The 19344-nt window shown below is 72.8% G+C and carries 20 protein-coding genes; 11 read left to right on the top strand and 9 right to left on the bottom strand.

All coding sequences use genetic code 11. From position 1 onward, the window contains the following. Positions 1-108: 108 nt before the first annotated feature. Positions 109-1278: a DUF1015 family protein gene (locus tag Q5425_RS28660; RefSeq protein WP_308675434.1), complete on the top strand. Its 1170-nt coding sequence runs from the start codon at positions 109-111 to the stop codon at positions 1276-1278. Between the two features lie 55 nt (positions 1279-1333). Here the strand turns inward: Q5425_RS28660 and Q5425_RS28655 are convergent, their stop codons facing one another. Together Q5425_RS28655 and Q5425_RS28650 are read right to left on the bottom strand one after the other, a co-directional pair. After that, positions 1334-2257: a squalene cyclase gene (locus Q5425_RS28655; RefSeq protein ID WP_308675433.1), complete on the bottom strand. Its 924-nt coding sequence runs from the start codon at positions 2255-2257 to the stop codon at positions 1334-1336. Next, complete coding sequence (locus Q5425_RS28650; protein ID WP_308675432.1) at positions 2257-2763, bottom strand: DinB family protein; 507 nt, start codon at positions 2761-2763, stop codon at positions 2257-2259. The genes Q5425_RS28655 and Q5425_RS28650 overlap by 1 nt, the downstream gene beginning before the upstream one ends. A gap of 71 nt (positions 2764-2834) precedes the next feature. Between Q5425_RS28650 and Q5425_RS28645 the strand changes: the two genes are divergently transcribed. Both Q5425_RS28645 and ligD read left to right on the top strand, forming a co-directional pair. Further along, entirely contained in the window at positions 2835-3953 is a 1119-nt protein-coding gene (locus tag Q5425_RS28645; protein ID WP_308675431.1) for an ATP-dependent DNA ligase, read from the top strand. Further along, positions 3950-4954, top strand: coding sequence for a non-homologous end-joining DNA ligase (gene ligD / locus Q5425_RS28640; RefSeq protein ID WP_308675430.1), 1005 nt, complete (start codon positions 3950-3952; stop codon positions 4952-4954). Before Q5425_RS28645 ends, ligD begins: the two co-directional genes overlap by 4 nt. On the opposite strand, the gene Q5425_RS28635 is transcribed toward ligD, so the two are convergent. Next, a complete protein-coding gene (locus Q5425_RS28635; RefSeq protein WP_308675429.1) occupies positions 4955-6100 on the bottom strand; it encodes an MFS transporter in 1146 nt (381 codons plus the stop codon). 95 nt (positions 6101-6195) lie between these two features. Here Q5425_RS28635 and Q5425_RS28630 point away from each other — a divergent pair, with 95 nt between their 5' ends. Then, complete coding sequence (locus Q5425_RS28630) at positions 6196-6756, top strand: TetR/AcrR family transcriptional regulator (protein WP_308675428.1); 561 nt, start codon at positions 6196-6198, stop codon at positions 6754-6756. 5 nt (positions 6757-6761) lie between these two features. Here the strand turns inward: Q5425_RS28630 and Q5425_RS28625 are convergent, their stop codons facing one another. Then, positions 6762-7016 carry a hypothetical protein gene (locus tag Q5425_RS28625; protein ID WP_308675427.1) on the bottom strand — a complete coding sequence of 85 codons (255 nt, stop codon included), beginning with the start codon at positions 7014-7016 and terminating at the stop codon, positions 6762-6764. Positions 7017-7084: 68 nt separating this feature from the next. Then, positions 7085-8116: a GTP-binding protein gene (locus Q5425_RS28620; RefSeq protein WP_308675426.1), complete on the bottom strand. Its 1032-nt coding sequence runs from the start codon at positions 8114-8116 to the stop codon at positions 7085-7087. 404 nt (positions 8117-8520) lie between these two features. Between Q5425_RS28620 and Q5425_RS28615 the strand changes: the two genes are divergently transcribed. From Q5425_RS28615 to Q5425_RS28605, 3 genes are all read left to right on the top strand, one after another. Next, complete coding sequence (locus Q5425_RS28615) at positions 8521-9654, top strand: nitric oxide synthase oxygenase (RefSeq protein WP_308675510.1); 1134 nt, start codon at positions 8521-8523, stop codon at positions 9652-9654. Between the two features lie 91 nt (positions 9655-9745). Continuing rightward, complete coding sequence (locus tag Q5425_RS28610) at positions 9746-10252, top strand: flavodoxin domain-containing protein (protein WP_308675425.1); 507 nt, start codon at positions 9746-9748, stop codon at positions 10250-10252. A 52-nt stretch (positions 10253-10304) separates the two neighbouring features. Then, positions 10305-11603, top strand: coding sequence for an MFS transporter (locus Q5425_RS28605; protein ID WP_396135263.1), 1299 nt, complete (start codon positions 10305-10307; stop codon positions 11601-11603). Position 11604: 1 nt separating this feature from the next. Here the strand turns inward: Q5425_RS28605 and Q5425_RS28600 are convergent, their stop codons facing one another. After that, a complete protein-coding gene (locus tag Q5425_RS28600) occupies positions 11605-12264 on the bottom strand; it encodes a response regulator transcription factor (RefSeq protein ID WP_308675424.1) in 660 nt (219 codons plus the stop codon). A gap of 9 nt (positions 12265-12273) precedes the next feature. Beyond that, positions 12274-13473, bottom strand: coding sequence for a histidine kinase (locus tag Q5425_RS28595; RefSeq protein ID WP_308675423.1), 1200 nt, complete (start codon positions 13471-13473; stop codon positions 12274-12276). A gap of 167 nt (positions 13474-13640) precedes the next feature. On the opposite strand from Q5425_RS28595, the gene Q5425_RS28590 reads away from it, so the two are divergent. After that, a complete protein-coding gene (locus Q5425_RS28590; protein ID WP_308675421.1) occupies positions 13641-14249 on the top strand; it encodes an MmpS family transport accessory protein in 609 nt (202 codons plus the stop codon). Between the two features lie 86 nt (positions 14250-14335). On the opposite strand, the gene Q5425_RS28585 is transcribed toward Q5425_RS28590, so the two are convergent. Both Q5425_RS28585 and Q5425_RS28580 read right to left on the bottom strand, forming a co-directional pair. Beyond that, complete coding sequence (locus Q5425_RS28585; protein WP_308675420.1) at positions 14336-15820, bottom strand: sialidase family protein; 1485 nt, start codon at positions 15818-15820, stop codon at positions 14336-14338. A gap of 118 nt (positions 15821-15938) precedes the next feature. Beyond that, entirely contained in the window at positions 15939-16907 is a 969-nt protein-coding gene (locus Q5425_RS28580; RefSeq protein WP_308675419.1) for a putative sulfate exporter family transporter, read from the bottom strand. Between the two features lie 70 nt (positions 16908-16977). Here Q5425_RS28580 and Q5425_RS28575 point away from each other — a divergent pair, with 70 nt between their 5' ends. The 3 genes from Q5425_RS28575 to Q5425_RS28565 all read left to right on the top strand — a co-directional run bounded on the left by Q5425_RS28575 (position 16978) and on the right by Q5425_RS28565 (position 19060). Next, positions 16978-17880: a LysR family transcriptional regulator gene (locus Q5425_RS28575; RefSeq protein WP_308675418.1), complete on the top strand. Its 903-nt coding sequence runs from the start codon at positions 16978-16980 to the stop codon at positions 17878-17880. Between the two features lie 42 nt (positions 17881-17922). Then, on the top strand, positions 17923-18171 hold the full coding sequence (locus Q5425_RS28570) for a hypothetical protein (protein ID WP_308675417.1): 249 nt from the start codon (positions 17923-17925) through the stop codon (positions 18169-18171). 76 nt (positions 18172-18247) lie between these two features. Beyond that, positions 18248-19060, top strand: coding sequence for a PadR family transcriptional regulator (locus Q5425_RS28565; RefSeq protein WP_308675416.1), 813 nt, complete (start codon positions 18248-18250; stop codon positions 19058-19060). Positions 19061-19344: the final 284 nt, after the last annotated feature.

Genomic DNA, 19344 nt, shown 5'->3' with positions numbered 1-19344 from the left:
CTCGGGACGGTCATGACCGAAGTCAACTGCTTTGCAGTCCTAAGCATTCCATTCCCGCGGTACCGGCCCCAGCGAATTTCCCGGCCCCGGTGGCGCAAGATGGGCAGGATGAGCGACTGGATCCGGCCGATCGAGCAGGGCTGGGTGATCCGCGACGCGGTCCCCGGCCCCGACGTCGACGAGTTCGCCGAACCCGACCGCGTGATCGCCGCGCTGGCCGTGCCCGGCGCCGCGGACAGCCTCCTGGCCGTCCAGCACCCCGCCCGCACGCCCGCGGCCTTGGCGCGCGGCCTCGACCTGGCGGCGGCCGTCCCGGTCGCCCGCGCCGTGCTCGACCGGCTCCGCAAGCGGTTCTACCGGCCGGTGCGCGACATCGTCGCGCCCTACCGGGTGGAAGGGCCGGACGGGGTGGCGCTCGGCCTGCTCTGCCTGGTCGACCCGGCGGCGGTGACCGACGACGGCGCCGCGCGCGTCCGCCACACCGAGGACGTCTACCCCGACGTCGTGGCCGAACGCGCCGCCGTGCTCGCCGGGCTCGGCTGCGCGACCAGCGCGGCGCTGCTCGTCCCGGCCACCGGCGGCCGGGAGCTGACCGAGCAGGTGGAGCAGGCCTGCGCCGGTCTCGGCCTGCCCGATCTGTCCACTTCGGACGCGGCCGGCCGACGGCACGACCTGTGGGTGGTGCCCGCCGGGCCCCTGCAGAGCCGGCTCCTGGCCGCGGTCGCGGGCACGGACCTGCTGGTCGCCGACGGCAACCACCGCGTGGCCGCCGCGGCGGCGGCCGGGCACGGCGCGCTGCTCGCACTGGTCACCGCCGGACCGGCCCTGAAGATCGGCGCGATCCACCGCGTCCTCACCGGCACCGGCCTCGGCCCGGAGGACCTGGTGTCACGCTGGTGCGCGGCGGGCCTGGACGTCCGCTACGACGAGCACGCCGTGCCGGTCACCGGCGAGGTGGTCGTGCGCGCCGGTCCGGCGGTGCTGCGGGTACCGCTGCCGGAACCGGACGGCCCCCGGCCGGTGATCGACCACGAGATCGTCGAGCAGGTCCTGTTCGCCGGCGCGCTCGGCATCGACCCCGACGGCCCGTGCGTCCGCCCGCTCCCCGCGGGGCGCCCGCTGCCGCCGGACGCGGACGCGGTGGTGCTGCTGGCCCCGGTCAGCTACGCCGACGTCCTGGCGGTGCACGCGGCCGGCCGCCGGATGCCGCGCAAGGCCACGTACTTCACGCCCAAGCCGCGCAGCGGTCTCGTGCTGGCCGAGCTCCAGGCGTACTGACCCGTGAGGCCGGGGACGTCGGCCGCTGTTTCGGCGGCCGGCGGCCGGCCGAACTCTAACGCCCGTCCCACCAGCGCAGGACCCGGGTGGCGAACAGCGTCAGCCACTTCGACGGCTGCCCGGCCGGGACGTCCACCGCGAACCACACCCGGCCGGAGTCCGTCCGCTGCTGCAGCCACGTCCCGTCCGGCTGCCGGGCCGCGCGGATCAGCGCGATCGCGTCGGCCACCCGGTCGTCGGGCCGGTCCGCGTCGCGGAAGTACGAAGCCGCGTTGAGCACGTCGTAGCGCCAGCGGAACGGGTAGCCGAACTCGCGCACCCACGGTCCGATCGGCTCGCCCGACGAACGGCGGCGGAACAGCCCGCGCTCCAGCAGGTACTCCTCGCCCGCGCGGCGTGCCGCCCGGGATGCCGGTGTGCCGCCCGTTGCGGTTTCGAACGCGAGCAGCCCCTTGAGCGCGTTGAGTGTCGAATGGACGGACGAACGCGTGGCACCGGCGACCCACTCGCAGTTCCAGCCGCCGTCGGGGAGGCGGTGCTCGACGAACCACCCGGCGATCCCGGCGACGTCCGCGCCGAGCCACACCCCGTTGGCCAAGGTCCAGCCGTTGATGCAGCAGTCGGCTTCGCCGCCCCAGTACGGCAGGTCGTCGTACTCCCAGCGGCAGTGCCGGGCCAGCCGCTCGGCCGTGCCGCGCAGCACCGCGGCGTCGCAACCCCATTCGCGGAGGGCGTTCAACGACCACGTCGTCGCCGTCCACGGCTGCTCTTCCTCACCGCGGAACCCCGCCGGGAAGAAGGCCCCGCCCGCCCACCGGCCGTCGGGGTCCTGTGCGGCCAGCAGCCGGGCACCGAACCCCTCCGACGCGACCCGTGCCCGCGTCGCCTCCCAGACCTGCGGCGGCTCGCCCGCCAGGTCGCGCTCCACCTGCCAGCGCAGGGCCGGATCCGAGTCGCGCAACCAGGCGAGCACGTCCACTAGGCGCCCGTGACGCCGTCGATGGCCTCCCGCAGGAAATCGGCGTGGCCGTTGTGCCGGGCGTACTCGTGGATCATGTGCAGCATCACCAGCCGCAGCGAGACGTCCTCGCCCCAGCGGGCCTGGTGGCCGGTGACGTCCAGGGACTCGGCCGCTTCTTCGATCTTGCGCGATTGTTCGACCTCGGCCTGCCACGCTTCGAAGGCTTCCGCGCGCGTCGAGGAGCTCGCGTCGTAGGCGGCCTGGAAGTCGCCGTCGGGCGACCACCGCAGCGGGATGTCCTCGGCGTTGATCACCCGCCGGAACCAGGTGCGCTCGACCTCGGCCATGTGCCGGACCAGGCCCAGCAGGGAAAGCGTCGACGGCGGGCTCGAAGCCCGGCGGAGGTCCTCGTCGGACAGTCCGTCGCACTTCATCGCGAGGGTGGCGCGGTGGAAGTCGAGGAACGTGCGCAGCATCTCGCGCTCGCCCCCGGTCAAGGGCGGTGCGGGGCGTTCGGTGGTCACACCGACAGTGTTATCACGCCGAGCTGTGTCTCTCGCCAAAGAATGTCGTACCCGTGTTTTAAGCTCGCGCGGTGGACTTGCCCGTGATGCCGCCCGTGCGGCCGATGCTCGCGAAAGCCGTGCACGAGCTGCCTCGTGACCCGGGGCTGCTGTACGAGCCCAAGTGGGACGGCTTCCGCTGCGTCGTGTTCCGCGACGGCGACGAGATCGAGCTCGGCTCCCGCAACGACCGCCCGCTGACCCGCTACTTCCCGGAGCTGGTGGAGCTGCTGGCCGCCGCGCTGCCGCCCCGCTGCGTCGTGGACGGCGAGATCGTGCTGGTCACGCCGCAGGGGCTCGACTTCGAGGTGCTGCAGCTGCGGCTGCACCCGGCGGCTTCGCGCGTGCGCAAGCTCGCCGAAGAGACGCCGGCCAGCTTCATCGCCTTCGACCTGCTCGCCCTCGGCGACACCGACCTCACCGGGGAGCCCTTCCGCGAGCGGCGCAAGCAGCTCGAAAGCGTGCTCTCCACGAACGCCGAAGGGCTGCAGCGCGTCCACCTGACCCCGCTGAGCGAGGACCCGGCGCAGGCCGAGGACTGGTTCACCCGGTTCGAGGGCGCGGGCTTCGACGGCGTCATGGCCAAGCCGGCCGACCTGCCGTACGAGCAGGACAAGCGCGTCATGCTGAAGGTCAAGCACGAGCGCACCGCCGACTGCGTCGTCACCGGGTTCCGCTGGCACAAGGACGGCGCCGGCGTCGGCTCGCTGCTGCTCGGGCTGTTCGACGACGGGGGCGTCCTGCACCACGTCGGGGTGGCCAGCAGCTTCACCAAGGCGCGGCGGGCCGAGCTGGTCGAGGAGCTGGCGCCGCTGCGCGAGAACGCCCTCGAGAACCACCCGTGGCGGTCCTGGGCCGAGTCTCATGCCGCCTCCGCGGGGGAGAGCACGTCGGCGGGACACGAGCCCGAGCCGGGACGGCAACCGGGTGCGAACAGCCGGTGGGCGCCGCAGAAGGACCTCTCCTGGGAGCCGCTGCGGCCGGAGTGGGTGGCCGAGGTCCGCTACGAGCACCTGCAGGGCGGCCGGTTCCGCCACGGCGGGCGGCTGGTCCGGTTCCGGCCGGACCGCACACCGGAGTCCTGCACGTACGCCCAGCTCGACGAGGCACCGCCCGCCGAGCTCGCGAAGCTGTTCGGGGAGGCGCGATGAGCGGGGCGGTCCTGCTCGGCGTCGACGGTGTCGAGGTCAAGATCAGCAGCCCGGACAAGGTCTACTTCCCGGAACGCGGCGAGACGAAGCTGGACCTCGTCGAGTACTACCGGGCGATCTCCGGGCCGTTGCTGGCCCGGCTCGGCGGCCGCCCGCTGCTGCTGGAGCGCTACCCGGACGGCGCCGGCGGCAAGAACTGGTTCCAGAAACGCGTGCCCAAGGGCACACCGCCGTGGCTGACCACCACCGTCGTCTCGACGCCGAACGGCACGACGAGCGACGCGCTGGTGGCCAAGGACCTCGCCCACATCCTCTGGGCGGTGAACCTCGGCTGCCTGGGCTTCCACGTCTGGCCTTACCTCGCCGACCGCCCCGAAGTCACCGACGAGCTGCGCGTCGACCTCGACCCGTCGCCCGGCATCGGCTTCGACGAGCTGCGCGAGGCCGCCGTGCTGACCCGGGAGTTCCTGGCCGAGCACGGCATCGAGGGCCACCTGAAGACGTCGGGTTCGCGCGGGCTGCACCTGTACGTGATGCTCGAGCCGCGCTGGGACGGCTTCCAGGTGCGGGCCGCGGCGGTCGCGCTGGCGCGGGCCCTCGAACGCCGGCACCCGGAGAAGATCACCGCGCAGTGGTGGAAGGAGGAACGCGGTTCGCGCGTGTTCGTCGACTTCAACCAGAACGCCCCGCACAAGACGGTGTTCGGCACCTGGTGCGTGCGCCCGCGCGTCGGCGGCCAGGTGTCCACCCCGATCGGCTGGGACGAGCTGGACACCGTCGAGCCCGGCACGCTGACGCTGAGCACCGTGCCCGCCCGGGTCGCCGAGCGGGGTGACCCGTGGGCGGGCGCGGGGGAGCGGCCGCAGTCGATCGAGCCGCTGCTGGAGATGTCCGAACGCGACCTCGCCGCCGGGCTGATGGACGCGCCCTGGCCGCCGGTGTACCCGAAGATGCCCAACGAGCCGCCGCGGGTCGCGCCCAGCCGCGCGAAGAAGGCGTGATCAGGGCGGCGCGAGACGGCGGTGGAGCTGGCTCCACGCCGTGAGCGCCACCAGCGCGGTCAGCCCGAACACCGCCGCGGACCCGAGGCCCGCGGCCGCCGCGCCGGCCAGGGGTGAGGCCACGGTCTGGCCGGCACCGAGCCCCGCGAACGACCACGTGATGCCGCGGGCGGGCTGCTCCGGGCACAGGTGGGCCGCCCAGAGGATGCACAGCCCGGTCAGCGCCATGTAGGTGCTGCCGAACAACGCGCTGGAGAGCAGCGCGAGGGGCACCCCCGGGTCCGGCAGGGCCAGCAGGGCGATGCCGGCCGCCGACAGCGTCCACGTCACCAGGTTGACCGTCCGCAGGCCCGCGTGCTCGGCCGCGCGCCCGGCCAGGCCGCCGAGCAGCCCGGCCACGCCGATCGTGCACCAGCACCAGGTCGCGGCCACCGGGCTCAGCCCCGCCTCGGTCAGCCGGGAAGCGGAGAACGTCCAATACGGCGCGCTCGTGGCGCCGACGAGAACCGAGTTGACCACGAGCGGGGCCATCCCGCGGACCGGACCGGTGGCCGCCGGGACACCGCCGGATCCGGGCGGCCGCGGCAACGTCCGCCAGGCGATCGCCGTCACCGCAACGCCGAGGGCCGCGAACGCCGACCAGATCACCGGCCAGCCGAAGGCCAGCAGGGGAGTGAACGCCGACGCGGCCAGCCCGAGGCCGGTCCCGGTGTTGGCCCAGGTCTGGGCCCGGGCGCGGGTGCGCGTCCCGACCGTCTCGCCGATCAGCTGGGCGACGCCCGGGGAGACGAGGCCCGCGCCGGCGCCCGCGACGACGATCCCGGCGCCGAACACCACGACGTGCGGAGCCAGTGCCATGAGCGCGAGCCCGGCCGTCGCGGCCGCCGCCGCCAGCAGCACCGTGCCGCGCGCCGACCGCGCGGACGTTCTCGGCGCGAGCAGCAACCCGAGGCCGTACCCCGCGGTGGACAGGCCCCCGAGGACGCCGACGCCGACCGCCGTGAGCCCGAACGTCTCGCTGAACCGCGGCACGAACGGCCCGTACGCGTAGCGGGCGAACCCGTAGCAGAGGGCGATCACGACCGCGCCGACCGCCGCCGTGGCCCACCAGGTCTCCGCTGTCTTCGTCGTCTTCGCCTGCGTCACCACGACCTCCACCAAACAGACAGGTCTGTCTGGTGTCAAGTGATGCTATGATCTCCGCAGGTAGATCACCATACCGAGCTGTCCGAAGGAGTGCTGTGGGCCGGACCCGTCCCGGCGATGCGGGCGCCAAGGTGCTCAAGGCCGCGTCGACGCTGTTCTACCGCGACGGCATCCACGCCGTGGGCGTCGACACGGTGGCGGCCGAAGCGGGGGTGACCAAGGCGGCCCTCTACGGCAACTTCGGCTCCAAGAGCCGGCTCGTCGTCGCGTACCTGCGGGAGCGCGACCGGCGGTGGCAGGAGGAGATCGACCGCATCACCGCCGAGCACCCCGATCCGCGCGAGCGCGTCCTGGCGGTGTTCGACGCCTACGAAGCCTGGCTCTCGCGCGACGGCTACCGCGGGTGTGCCTTCCTGAACGCGACCTCGGAGTTCCCCGACCCGGCCGACCCGGTCCGCGAGGTGGTCCGCCACCACAAGACCGCGCTGCACGGCTACCTCCTGGCGCAGCTCCGGCGGGTCGAGCCGGAGCGCGCCGACGCCCTCGCCGACGAGCTGATGCTCCTGCTGGAGGGCGCCGCGGTCACGTCGGTGGTCGCGCAGAGCCCGCAGCCGTTCGGCACGGCGAAGCGGCTCGCGCGGACCTTGACCGGCTAGACCGGCTAGACCTGCAGGTCGAGGGCGAGCTGGCCCCGGTCTTCGCCGACGCCGGACAACGTCGCGACGCACACCGGGCACGGCGCGAGCTCGGAGGTGGCCAGGTCGACCGGCTTCCAGCTGCGGGATTCCCGCTCGCCGCAAGCCGAACGCCGGTAGCGGAGGTCGCCGGAGCGGGTCATCAGGTGGGCCCGGGGGACGTCTTCGGGCAGCACGCCGACCAGGTACCAGCGTGGTGCGCTCACCGCGGTGGTCGTCATGGCCGTCAGTCTCCGTCGGGGTGGCCGCGACGGGAGCGCATTTGCCGATCTTCGGCGTGGCGGGGCGGTCAGGCCTCGTCGGGCAGGTAGCGCAAAACGTGCAGCAGGCCGCGCTCGTCCACGGTGTCCGGGTCCTCGGCGAGGCAGCGGCCCAGGTCGGCGAGCACGGCGTCGGTGTCGATCCCTGCGCCGATCAGTACCAGGTCGGTCCGCCGCGGCTCGCCCGGCGGCCAGGCCGACCGGTCCAGCTGCACGAACCCGCCGACGGTGTGCAGGTGGAAGCGCGCTTCCGGGCCGGTGGGGCCGAAGTCGGCCTGGCCCTTCATCCGGTAGAGCCCGGCCGGCCGGCGCTCGAGGAACTCGACGAAGGCGCGCGGCGCGAGCGGGGTCCCGGCGGTGAAGGTGACCGTCTGGTACTCGGCGTGCAGGTGCCGCGAGTGGTCGTGGTCGTGGTCGTCCTCGCGCAGGTCGTCGAACGACAGCTGACCGGCCCGCTCGCCGCGGGGTTCGGGGTCGAAGAACAGCCGCGGGTCGACCCGCCCGTGCTCGGTGACCAGCAGCGGGCGGCCCGGGGCGAGCTCTTCGACGGTCGCGGCGAGCTTCGCGAGCGCTTCGGCGGGCACCCGGTCGGCCTTGTTCAGCACCACGAGATCGGCCAGCCGCAGGTGGTCGGCCAGCTCGGGGTGGCGCTCGCGGGCGGCCTCGAACTCGGCAGCGTCGACGACCTCGGCCAGCCCGCCGTAGCGGATGTCCGGGTTCTCGCTGGCGATCATCAGCCGGATGAGATCGCGGGGCTCGGCGATGCCGCTGGCTTCGACGACGATGACGTCGATGCCCGCCTCCGCACTCGACAGCTTCGTGAGCATCGCGTCCAGCCCGCTGGCGTCGACCGCGCAGCACAGGCAGCCGTTGCCGAGGGAGACCATCGTGTCGACCTGGCCGGCGACGGCGAGCGCGTCGACGTTCACCTGGCCGAAGTCGTTGACCACAACGCCGATCCGGGCGCCCTCGCGGTTGGCGAGCAGGTGGTTGAGCAGCGTCGTCTTGCCCGCGCCGAGGAACCCGGCGACGAGGACCACGGGGATGCGCCTGGTGTGCACGAAACGTCCTCCTTCTGCCGATCACCGCGACTCTAACGCGGGCGCGCGTACACCGGTGGCCGCCCCTGGTGAAGGCCGTTCGGTAAACGCCCACGAAAAGATGCCGCGGGTTGCCCGGGAAACAATCACGCGCATTTCTTCGTTCCGGGTGATCGATTGACGGAAAATGCGCTGTGCCATGTTCGAATAACGCTTGGTAGCAGTTGTTCTTTCAATCGCGACTGCGGAGCCCGCGCCGCGAAACGTGGGGTATCCTCCCCCGCCTGGCCGGAGTTCCCAGGGCAGCGGGACTTCCGGCCGGCCCTGTTGTCGGCGACCTTCGGAGGAACCGTGAACCTTTTTGCCGGGCTGCAGATCGCGATTTCGGAGAGTGGGGAACCGCGGTGACGGTTACCCCCGAGCGGGTGACGGCCGCGCTGCCGTGCTACTCCCAGCGCGTCTCGGAAGAGCGGAGCGTCGATTTCGCGGAAGCGGAGGAATTCCTCGACCGGATGTTCGCCGAAGGCGCCGCGGAAGAGGGCGAGCGGTTCGAGACCCGGCTGGCGCAGGTGCGCGCGGAAATCCGGGAAACCGGCACCTACCGGCACACCCCGGCCGAACTGGCGTACGGCGCGCGCGTCGCGTGGCGCAACTCGGCGCGCTGCATCGGCCGGCTGTACTGGCGCAGCCTCCGGATCCGGGACCGGCGCCGGGTCACCGATCCCGCCGCGATCGCCGGCGAGTGCGCCGACCACCTCCGCCAGGCCATCCGGGGCGGCCGGATCCGGCCGACGGTCACCGTCTTCGCGCCGGACACCCCGGGCGCGCCGGGCCCGCGCATCCGCAACGAGCAGCTCATCCGCTACGCGGGGTACCGCTTCGAAGACGGGTCGGTGCTCGGCGACCCGCGGTACACCGGATTCACCGAGCAGGTGCGAAGACTCGGCTGGCGGCCGCCGGAGCGAAAGGGATCCTTCGACGTCCTGCCGCTGGTGATCGAGGCCGGACCCGGCGAGCCGCGGCTGTTCACGCTGCCGCCGGATGCCGTCGTGGAGGTCCCGCTGACCCACCCCGACCACCGCTGGTTCGCCGGGCTGGGCCTGCGCTGGCACGCCGTGCCGGCGATCAGCGACATGCCGCTGGAAATCGGCGGCGTCACCTACCCGGCCGCGCCGTTCAACGGCTGGTACCTCGGCACCGAGATCGGCGCCCGGAACCTGGCCGACGCCCAGCGCTACGACCTGCTGCCGGTCGTGGCCGAGCTGATGGGCCTGGACACCACGTCCGAGCGCACGCTGTGGCGCGACCGGGCGCTGGTGGAGCTGACGCTGGCGGTGCAGCACTCGTTCGACGCGGCCGGCGTCACGATGGCCGACCACCACACCGAATCGCACCGGTTCCTGTCCCACCTGGAGCGCGAAGAGCGCGCCGGGCGCCGGTGTCCCGCGGACTGGAGCTGGATCGTGCCGCCGTTGTCCGGCGGGCAGACCGCGGTCTTCCACCGCTACTACGACGAACCGGACCCGTCGGAGCGACCCGCGTTCCTGCCGCCGCCGTGAGAACCGCGGAGAGTAGCGTGGAAGCGCCCGTTCGGCGGATCGTGCGCAACCCGTGGGGCAGTCCGGTCCGCGAGGGCCGACAATGGGACGCATGACCGCAGTCCTCGTCGCCTACGCCGGGCGGCACGGCGGAACCCGGCAGATCGCGGAGGTCATCGCCGCCGAACTCGGCGAAGCGGGCCTGACCGTCGACGTGCGCGACGCCGCCGACGTGGCCGGCGTCGAGCACTACGGCGCGGTCGTCGTCGGCAGTGCCCTGTACTACCACCGGTGGCGCCCGGAGGCCGTCCGGTTCCTGGAACGCAACGCCCGGGCGCTCGCCGAGCGTCCGGTGTGGTTGTTCCACAGCGGACCGTGCGGCCCCGGCGCGGCCACGCACCAGGTGAGCCTGCCGGCGAACGTCGCCCTGCTGGCCGCGCGCATCGACGCGGAGCGCACGGCCACCTTCGGCGGCCGGCTGGACCCGGCGACCGTGCACGGCCTGATCCCGAAGCTGCTGGCGTCGGGCCGGCGGGCCGGCGATTTCCGCGACTGGGACCGGATCAAGGCGTGGGCCCGCGACGTCGGCCGCCGGGTCCGCATCCGCGTCGCGCTCTGAACCCCTTGCCCGCCCCGGGTGGTGGGTGCTAGACCGTGCCTGGGGTCTTCCGGTGGGAAACCGACGGAACGGGGCGAACGTGCCGGATCGGAAAGCGCTTACCTCGGACCAGCGCAACGCGTTCCTCGCGGCGCTGCTGGGCTGGAGCATGGACTCGTTCGACTACTTCCTCGTCGTGTTCGTCCTGGCCGACATCGCCAAGGACGCCTCGTTCGGCGCGACGGCGACGCAGCTGGCGTTCATCACGACGGCAACGCTGGTGATGCGCCCGGTCGGCGCGCTCCTGTTCGGCCTGTGGGCCGACCGGGTCGGCCGCCGGATCCCGCTGATGGCCGACGTCCTGCTGTATTCGGTGGCCGGCCTGCTGTGCGCGTTCGCCCCGAACTACCCGGTGCTGCTCGTGCTCCGGTTCGTCTACGGCATCGGCATGGGCGGCGAGTGGGGCCTGGGCGCGGCGCTGGCGATGGAGAAGATCCCGGTCGAGCGCCGCGGGTTCTTCTCGGGCTTGCTGCAGGTCGGCTATTCGATCGGCTACCTGCTGGCGGCGCTGGCGTACCTGCTGTTCCATTCGGCGCTCGGCCTGCAGTGGCGCTGGATCTTCGTGCTGAGCATCTTCCCGGCGTTGATCAGCCTGCTGATCCGCGCGCGCGTCCGCGAATCGGAGGTGTGGGAGACCGCGCGCGAGAAGCTGAAGGTGACGCGGACGTCGGTCAAGGACATCCTGCTGAACCCGAAGGTGATCCGCCGCTTCGGGTACCTCATCCTGCTGATGACGGCGTTCAACTGGATGAGCCACGGAACCCAGGACGTCTACCCGAGCTTCCTGAAGGCCCACGAAAACGGCGGCGCGGGGCTGAGTGCCTCGACGAGCACGTGGATCGCGGTGCTGTACAACATCGGAGCGATCATCGGCGGGTGTGTGTTCGGCACGCTGTCGGAGCGGCTGGGCCGCCGCCGCACCATCGTGACGGCGGCGGTGCTGGGGCTCCCGGTGGTCCCGATCTTCGCGGTCGACCACGGGGCGGGCATGCTGGCGCTGGGATCGTTCCTGATGCAGATCATGGTCCAGGGAGCGTGGGGCGTGATCCCGGCGCACCTGACGGAGATGTCCCCGGACGCGATCCGCGGGTTCTACCCGGGAGTGACGTACCAGCTGGGAAATCTGCTGGCGGCGTTGAACCTGCCGATCCAGCAGGCGATCGCGGAGTCCCACGGGTACACCTCGGCGCTGGTGTGGACGGTGGTGCCGGGACTGATCGCGGTGGCGGTGCTGACGGCGATCGGGAAGGAGGCGAAGGGGATCAAGTTCGGCGAGTCGGCGGTGGCTACGGCACCGGCGGGTTCGAAGTAGCTCACGGCGTCACAAGCGCCGCTTCATAAGCGAAGATCGTCAACTGCACCCGGTTCGACACGTCCAGCTTCGCGAACGTCCGCGTGATGTGCGTCTTCACCGTCGCCTCGCTGAGGAACAGCTCCGCCGCGATCACCGCGTTGGGCTTCCCCTGCGCCACCGCCGTCACTATCTGCCGTTCCCGATCGCTGAGCCGCTCCAGCTTCGCCTGGGCCAAACTCCTCCGCGGATTCGCCCGCGTCGCCACGAACTGGCCGATCAGCTGTTTTGTCGTCCGCGGTGACAGCATCGCGTCGCCCTTCGCCACCACCCGGACGCCCTCGATGATCTCCTGCGGCGAGCCCTCCTTCAGCAGGAAGCCGCTTGCTCCCGCCGCCAGCGCCTCGAACACGTACTCGTCCAAGTCGAACGTCGTCAGGATGAGCACCTTCGGCGGCCGGGGCTGGGCCAGCACCGCAGCCGTCGCTACGAGGCCGTTCATGCGGCGCATCCGGATGTCCATGATCACCACGTCCGGTGCGTGCCGGGCGACCTGCCGGACCGCTTCGTCGCCGTCGCCCGCCTCCGCGACCACCTGCAAATCCGGCGCGCTGCCCAGGAGCATGGACAGTCCGGTGCGGACCAGCGGGTCGTCGTCGACGAGCAGTACGCGCACGCTCACCCGCCCATGCTAGGGCGCCGGGGCCACCCACGGCAGCCAGGCCCGCAGCGCGAACGTCCGCTCGTCGACCGGGCCGGCCGACAACGAGCCGCCGAGCAGGGCGATCCGCTCGTTGACACCGGTGAGCCCGGTGCCCGACCCCGGGGACGGCACCGGGTGCGGCGGCAGCGGGTTGAACACCTCGAGCGACAACCCCGCACCCGGGCCGCCGCGCACCAGCAGCTCCGCCGGCGCTCCCGGCGCGTGCCGGAGCACGTTGGTCAGTGCTTCCTGGAGGATCCGGTACGCCGCCGTGCCGAGCGGCGCCGGGGCCGTCGACGCCTGGTCGAGCAGGATCGTCACGTTGACCGCCAGACCGGCCTGGCGGGCGCCGGTGATCAGGTCGGGGATCTCGGCCAGCGTCGGCTGGGGCGGCTCCGCGGGGCCGCCGGGTGCCCGGTCGGCGAAGCCCGCGCCGCGCAGCACCCCGATCACCTGACGCAGGTCGTCGAGCGACTGCCGGGCGGTGGTCCGCACCGTCTTGGCCGCCTCCGCGGCGTCCGGCGCCGTGGCGGCGGTGACCTCCAAAGCACCCGCCTGCAGCGAAAGCAGGGACAGCCGGTGCCCGAGGACGTCGTGCATCTCGCGGGCGATCCGCGCCTGCTCCTCCCGCCGCGCGACCTGGTCGCGCAGGGCCGCCTCTTCGGCGATCCGGCGCCCCTTCTCGGTGAGGCTGTACCGGACGATCCCCAAGGTGAGCGGGACCGCCGTGTAGATCGCCGCGGTGACGACGACGCCGATCAGCTTGGCCCCGGTCGTCTCGGTCGAGATCCAGGCCTCGGCCAGCGACATGTCCACGGGCCGGCTCGCGTCGCGCCACACCGCGAGCCCGGTCGCGGCGAACACGAGCGCCGCCGCGCTCCAGCGCCACCAGCCGGTGAAACGGGACGCGAGCGCGGCGAGGGCGATCAACGCGGCCAGCGAGTCGGCCACCAGCAGCAGCGGCGGCACCACCGCGACGCCCGTCACGACCAGGGGCCGGCGCCACCGCCAGACCAGCAGGACCGACGCGCCGATCCCCAGCAGCCAGCCGAGCACCGCCGCGGCCGTCACGTGCAGTTCGTCGGTACCGGGCAGGCTGATCTCCAGCGACACGTTCACGATGCCCGTCACCACACTCGCGGCGACCGCCAGCACGGTGCACACCACGCCCAGCACGGACCGTCCCATGGGGTCAGCGTACGAGGTGGCCAGCGCATCCCCATCAGCCGTTCCGCTCGTCCGTCCGGCGGCCGGTGACGACTTTTGTCGTACCCGGTCGAGGCCTGCGGACGACGCGGGCGGGACCGCGCCGCTGGTCTCCTTCTCGCCGTCAAGCAGAGGCGAAAGGAACCCCGATGACCGACTACACCCCGCTCCGGCAGCACCCGGCCCCGCCGGCGGCGCCGCCCCGCAACGGCCTGGGCACGGCCGGGTTCGTCCTCGGCCTGATCGGGCTGGTGGTCGCGCCGATCCCGGTCGCCGGGGTGATCGCCTGGCCCCTGTCCGTGCTCGGCCTGATCCTGTCGGCGGTCGGTGCCGCCAGAGTGCGCGCCGGGAAGGCGACCAACAAGGGCCTCTCGATCGCCGGCGTCGTCGTGTCCCTGCTCGGCCTGGTCGTGAGCATCCTGTGGGTCGTGCTGATCGGCAAGGCGATCAGCGACGTGAACGAGCAGGCCACCCAGCACCACACCATCACCTACGAGGTGAGCGGGGACGCGAAGGCCGTCGACATCGACTACAGCACCTTCGACCGCGACACGATCCTGATCAACAGCGAGACGGCGGCATCGGTGCCGTGGACCAAGACCGTCGAAGCCACCGGCTTCCTCGCCGGGGCCCAGTTCACCGTGACCGCCGGGCCGGACGGCGGCTCGGTCGGCTGCAAGGTCGTCGTCGACGGCAAGGAAGCCAAGACCGCGACCGCGGCCGGGCCCGGCGCCGTCGCCAGCTGCACCGGGTTCTGAACTGCCCGTGCCACCCGGGCGAGGGGGCCGGGTGGCACGGGGGAGGGGTGGGACCCGGCCGGTGCGCGGGTCCCACCCTTCGCGGCTCAGCTGCAGTGCTCGAACTCGCTGGTGAAGGACTGGCCCCCGGCCGAGCCGCCCCACTTCACGCACTTGTCCGCCGCGGCCGCCGAGACCGGGCCGGCGAAGTAGGAGAACGAGCCGGAGTCGGTGACCCGTGCCGAGCCCTTGACCTCCAGGTAGGCCGAGGTCGCCGTGCCCGTCCCGGTGGACGCGCTCTTCATCGTGCTGACGCAGTTCTTGCCGTTGGAAGCGTTGTACGACAGGTAGACCGAGCCCGCCGTGCCGAGCGGCCGCGAATCGATCACGCTGTAGCCACCACCGCAGGCCGGCGCGCCGAGAGCGGCTTCGGTGACCGTGGCGTAGCGGATCGAATCGTTGGCGTGGCCCTCGGGGCCTGCTTCGAACACCACTCCGACCGACGACTGGGACAGCTGCACCATGTCCGAGTACGACGCGTCCTGCCCCCACACGAGCACGCTGCCTGCGGTGCCGGTCCAGTTGGCGCCCTCGTCGAACGACGAGTGGACCCGCAGTTCCTTGCGGCGGTCGCAAGTGGACGGTGCGGCGAAGACGATGCGGTTGTACTTGCCGCCGGTGTCGGTGGCGCTCATGCGCGCCGTCGAACCCTCGACGACCGGGGTGACGAGGTCCGTGGCGAAGGCGAACTTCGAGCTGAAGGTCGCGCCGCCGTCCGAGCTGATCGCGAACGCCCGGTTGTTCGTGCCGTCGGCCAGGCACCGGTTGCCGTCGTTCGCCTGGTTGCGGGCGGCGGCGTAGACCCGGCCGTCGTTGAGCTCGGTGACGCTGATCTCCTGCGGGTTCAGCGCACTCGTTGCCGGCTTGTCGGTGGCGCCGAGGTGCCACGTGCTGCCCTTGTCGTCGCTGTAGACCAGCGCGCCGACGTTCGAGTAGCTCATCCCGGCGACGAGCCGGCCCGCGTGGGCGCCGCGCGTCAGCACGATCCCGTGGGACGGCCCGGTGGCCAGCCAGCCCGGCGCGGCCGAGAAGCCGAGTTCCGCGGTCAGCGTCTTCGGCGCGCCCCACGTCTTCCCGTTGTCCTCGCTGATGGACACGCGCGGGACCCGGCCGCAGTCGGGACTGGTGAAGCACTGCATGGTCGACAGCAGCACGATCCGGTTGCTGCCCGGGATGACGATCGGCGCGGGGTTTCCCTTCACGTCACCGAACGCGGTGATGACGGTGTTCAGCGCGCCCCACGTCTTGCCGCCGTCGGTGGAGCGCTTCATCACGAGGTCGATCTTGCCGAGGTCGTTGCAGAAGCTGGCGCCCTCGTTGCGGCCCTCGGCGAAGGCGAGCAGGTCACCGTTGTTCGCCTTGACGATGGTGGGGATGCGGTAGCAGTCGTGGTTGTCGGTGTTCTTGTTGAAGACCAGGGTGCTGGCCACGTCGGCCTGTGCCGTCGCGGAACCGACGGCCGCCGGCACGGCGACGGCCGCGCACCCCAGCAGCCCGGCCAGCAGGCCTTGGGCGAGTCGGGTGATCTTCACGGTGAAACTCCCTACGGTCGTTCTACGTCCTACGTCTCGGCAACCAGCGTCGACGCGGCCCGTACAAGACCCGTACAACTTCGCGTATAACGAACTACACGTAACCGGCAGGGGAAGTTCAGGTGAACGCGGCCAGGGTGCCGAACCCGGTCCCCAGCACCAGAAGCGTGGACAGGAGACCCAGGAGCAGGGCCCGGCCGCCGCCGCGCAGCAACGTACCGAGCCGGACGGCGCAGCCGAGGCCGAACAGCGCGCCCGCGAGCAAGAGCGTCGAAGCGGTCTTCGCGACGTCGAGCACGAACGCGGGAACGAGCCCGGTGCTCCGGACGGCGACCATCGCGAGGAAGCCGAGGACGAACAGCGGCACGAGCGGGGCGTGCCCGTCGCGACGGCCGCGTTCGGCGGCGCCGACCAGTGCGACCACCGGGGCGAGCAGGAAGACGCGGCTCAGCTTCACCACAACGGCGATCCCGACCGCGGCGGCGCCCGCGGGTCCGGCCGCCGCGACGACCTGGGCGACCTCGTGCACCGAAATCCCCGCCCAGCTGCCGGTGCGGGTGGCGTCGAGGCCCAGGGCACGGGCGAGCAGGGGCAGGGCGGCCAGGGTGAAGCTGCCGTAGCAGGTGACGAGCGCGACGGCGGTCGCGACGTCTTCGTCGTCGCGCTCGATCACGCCTTCCATCGCGGCAATCGCCGAAGCACCGCAGATCGAAAACCCGGTGGCGACCAGCAGGGCGAGCCCGCGCGGCACCCGGACCAGCCGGGCGAGGCCGAGCGTGCCGAGGAAGGTGACCGCGACCGTCAGCACGACGGCGGCGAGCGTGCCCGGGCCGAGCGCGAGCACGGTCGGGACGGCGAGCTGGAGGCCGAGCAGGACGACGCCCGCGCGCAGCAGGCGCTTGGTGACCGCGGCGACGGCCCGGCGGTGCTCGCCGGTCAAGAAGGGCGTGCTCCCGGCGACGACACCCAGCACGACCGCGACGGTGAGCGCGCCGGCCACCGGCCACGCCGAGCTGAGCGCGTACGCCGCGGCGACCCCGAGCCCGGTGATCGCGAGGCCGGAGGTTTTCGCCGATGTCAGTGCCATGCCTCCAGCGTCGCCGGTGCCGGGCGTGCGCGGTAGCCGGCAGTCCGGGGTGAGGTCATAGACTGAAGCTATGACCGGACCCGACCTGGACTCGCTGCGCCTGCTGGTGCTCGTCGACGACCTCGGCAGCATCGGCCAGGCGGCCGCGGCGCTCGGCATCGCCCAGCCGTCGGCGAGCAAACGTCTGTCCACATTGGAACGCCGGCTGGGACTGTCCCTGGTGGACCGCACCCGCCGCGGCTCGGCGCTGACCCCGGACGGCCGGGTGATCGCGGGCTGGGCCCACCGGGTGCTGGCCGAAGTGGACGGACTGCGCACGGGCGCGGAGGCACTGCGCACCCAGCGCGGCGCGCAGCTGCGGGTGGCGGCGAGCATGACGCTCGCCGAGCACTTCGTGCCCGCGTGGATCGGCGAGGTCAAGCGGACCGGGCCGGACACCTACGTCGGGCTCGAGGTGGTGAACTCCGAGCAGGTCGCCGACCTGGTGGCGCGGGGCCGGGTGGACCTGGGGTTCGTCGAGTCCCCGGGCCCGTGGCCGGGCCTGGCGACGCGCCGGGTCGCGGTGGACCGGCTCGTGGTGGTGGTCCCGGCCGGGCACCCGTGGGCCAGGCGCCGCCGCCCGCTCACGGCTGCGGAGCTGGCCGCGACGCCGCTGGTGGTGCGGGAGCCGGGCTCCGGAACCCGCGAGACGGTCGAGGCGGCGCTCCGCCGCGCCGGCGCGGGCCCGGTGCAGCCGTTGCTGGAGCTGGGCTCGGCCTCGTCGGTCCGCAACGCGGTGATCGCGGGAGCGGGCCCGGCGGTGATCAGCGACCTGGACGTGGTGCGCGAAGTGGCGGGGCGCCGGTTGGTGCCGGTCCCGGTGGAGGGGGTGGAGCTGGGCCGGGTGCTGCGCGCGGTGTGGCCGGCCGGGAGGCGGCTGACGGGTCCGGCGGCGGAGTTGCTGACGTTGGCGGTGAAGTCCGGAACGGCTTGAGCCGGGTGGCCCGGCGGGTTTCGGGCCTGGAGGTGGTCGCTGGTGGGCGGCTTGGTGCGGCTGGGCATCGAGTTTCCGGCGCGCAGCCTGCTGAGCTCGGCGGAGTGCTTCGGCCTTGCCGCGGGCGAGCCGGAATCGAGCCCGGCGGAGTGCTTCGGCCTTGCCGCGGGCGAGCCGGAATCCGGAGCCGCGACCCCGCCTCAGGTCGCGGGCAGCCCGAGCCCCGCTGCCTCCGGGCCGTCAAATGTGCCCGAGCGGCCAGACCTGGAAGCCGGGCACTACTTCACCTGATCACCGGGCTTGCCTTGCGCGTCGATCGAGCGGCGATATATCGTGTGAATGTCGCCGATACGACTTGGAGGGCATCATGGAGATGAGTGCGGGAGCGGGCCGGATCTTCGCCGGGTTCGGCGGGCACTTCGGGCACCCCCACGGACACCCGGAGCAGGGCATGCCGAGCCACGGCGGGCCGCCGCACGGTCTGCCAGGGCACGGTGTGCCGCCGCACGGGGTGCCGGGGCACGAGGACTGGCACGGTGGCCCCGAGCTGGCCCGCGGTGGGCCGCCCGGCGGCTTCCCGCCCCACCCACCGCAGCCGCCGCAACCGCCCGGTTTTCCCGGATTCCCGGGCGGACCGGGGTCGTTCGGCGGGCCGGGCGGCTGGTTCGGCGGCGGCGGCCCCTTCCAGCGGGTGCGCGAGTTCCGCGGCGGCCGCCCGGCGGCGCGTCCGGTGCGCCCGGCCGTGCTGGCGCTGCTGGCCGAGGAACCCCGGCACGGTTATCAGCTGATGCAGGAGATCCGGCGCCGCACCCACGACCGGTGGCGGCCCAGCCCGGGCTCGGTGTACCCGATCCTGCAGCAGCTGGAGGACGAGGGCCTGGTCCACACGGTCGAGACGGCCGGCCGCCGCGTCGCCGAGCTGACCGACGCGGGCCGCGAGCACATCGCCGGGCGCGAGGCGGAGTTCGCCGCGCTGTGGGAGGAGCCCGAAGAGGAACCGGGCGCCGACCGCTTCGCCGCGCTCTGGCACGCACTGGGCGAGCTCTCCGGCGCGGCCGCCCAGGTCGGCCACAGCGGAACGGACGCGCAGGTAGCCGAGGTGAAGAAGATCCTCGCCGACGCACGCCGCCGCGTTTACGCGGTCCTCGCCGACGCCGGCTTGGAGGACGACGAAGCCTGACGGCACTCCCGGGCGGCCGCAGGGGCGGGGTGACCTCGCCGGCCCGCGGCCGCCCGGGGCTGTGGCTGCTGGGCGGCCGCCGTGGTTGCCCGGGTGGGCAGGGCTGCGGCCGCAGTGGGTCGTGCCGGTGGTACCGGCTGGCGCCGGGGCGGGGCGGGGCCGGGCCGTGCTGCCTGGCCGTGCCTGGCGTCGGGCCGTGCCGGTTACGCCCGGTCGCGCTGGTTTTGCGCCCGTTCGTGCAGCTTCCCGCCCGACGGTCCGTCCACATCGGACACTCATCCTCG

It is taken from the genome of Amycolatopsis sp. A133, assembly GCF_031082405.1.
Lineage (GTDB): Bacteria > Actinomycetota > Actinomycetes > Mycobacteriales > Pseudonocardiaceae > Amycolatopsis.
Note: the sequence above shows the minus strand (reverse complement) of the source record. Positions and strands in the feature narration are given on the sequence as shown.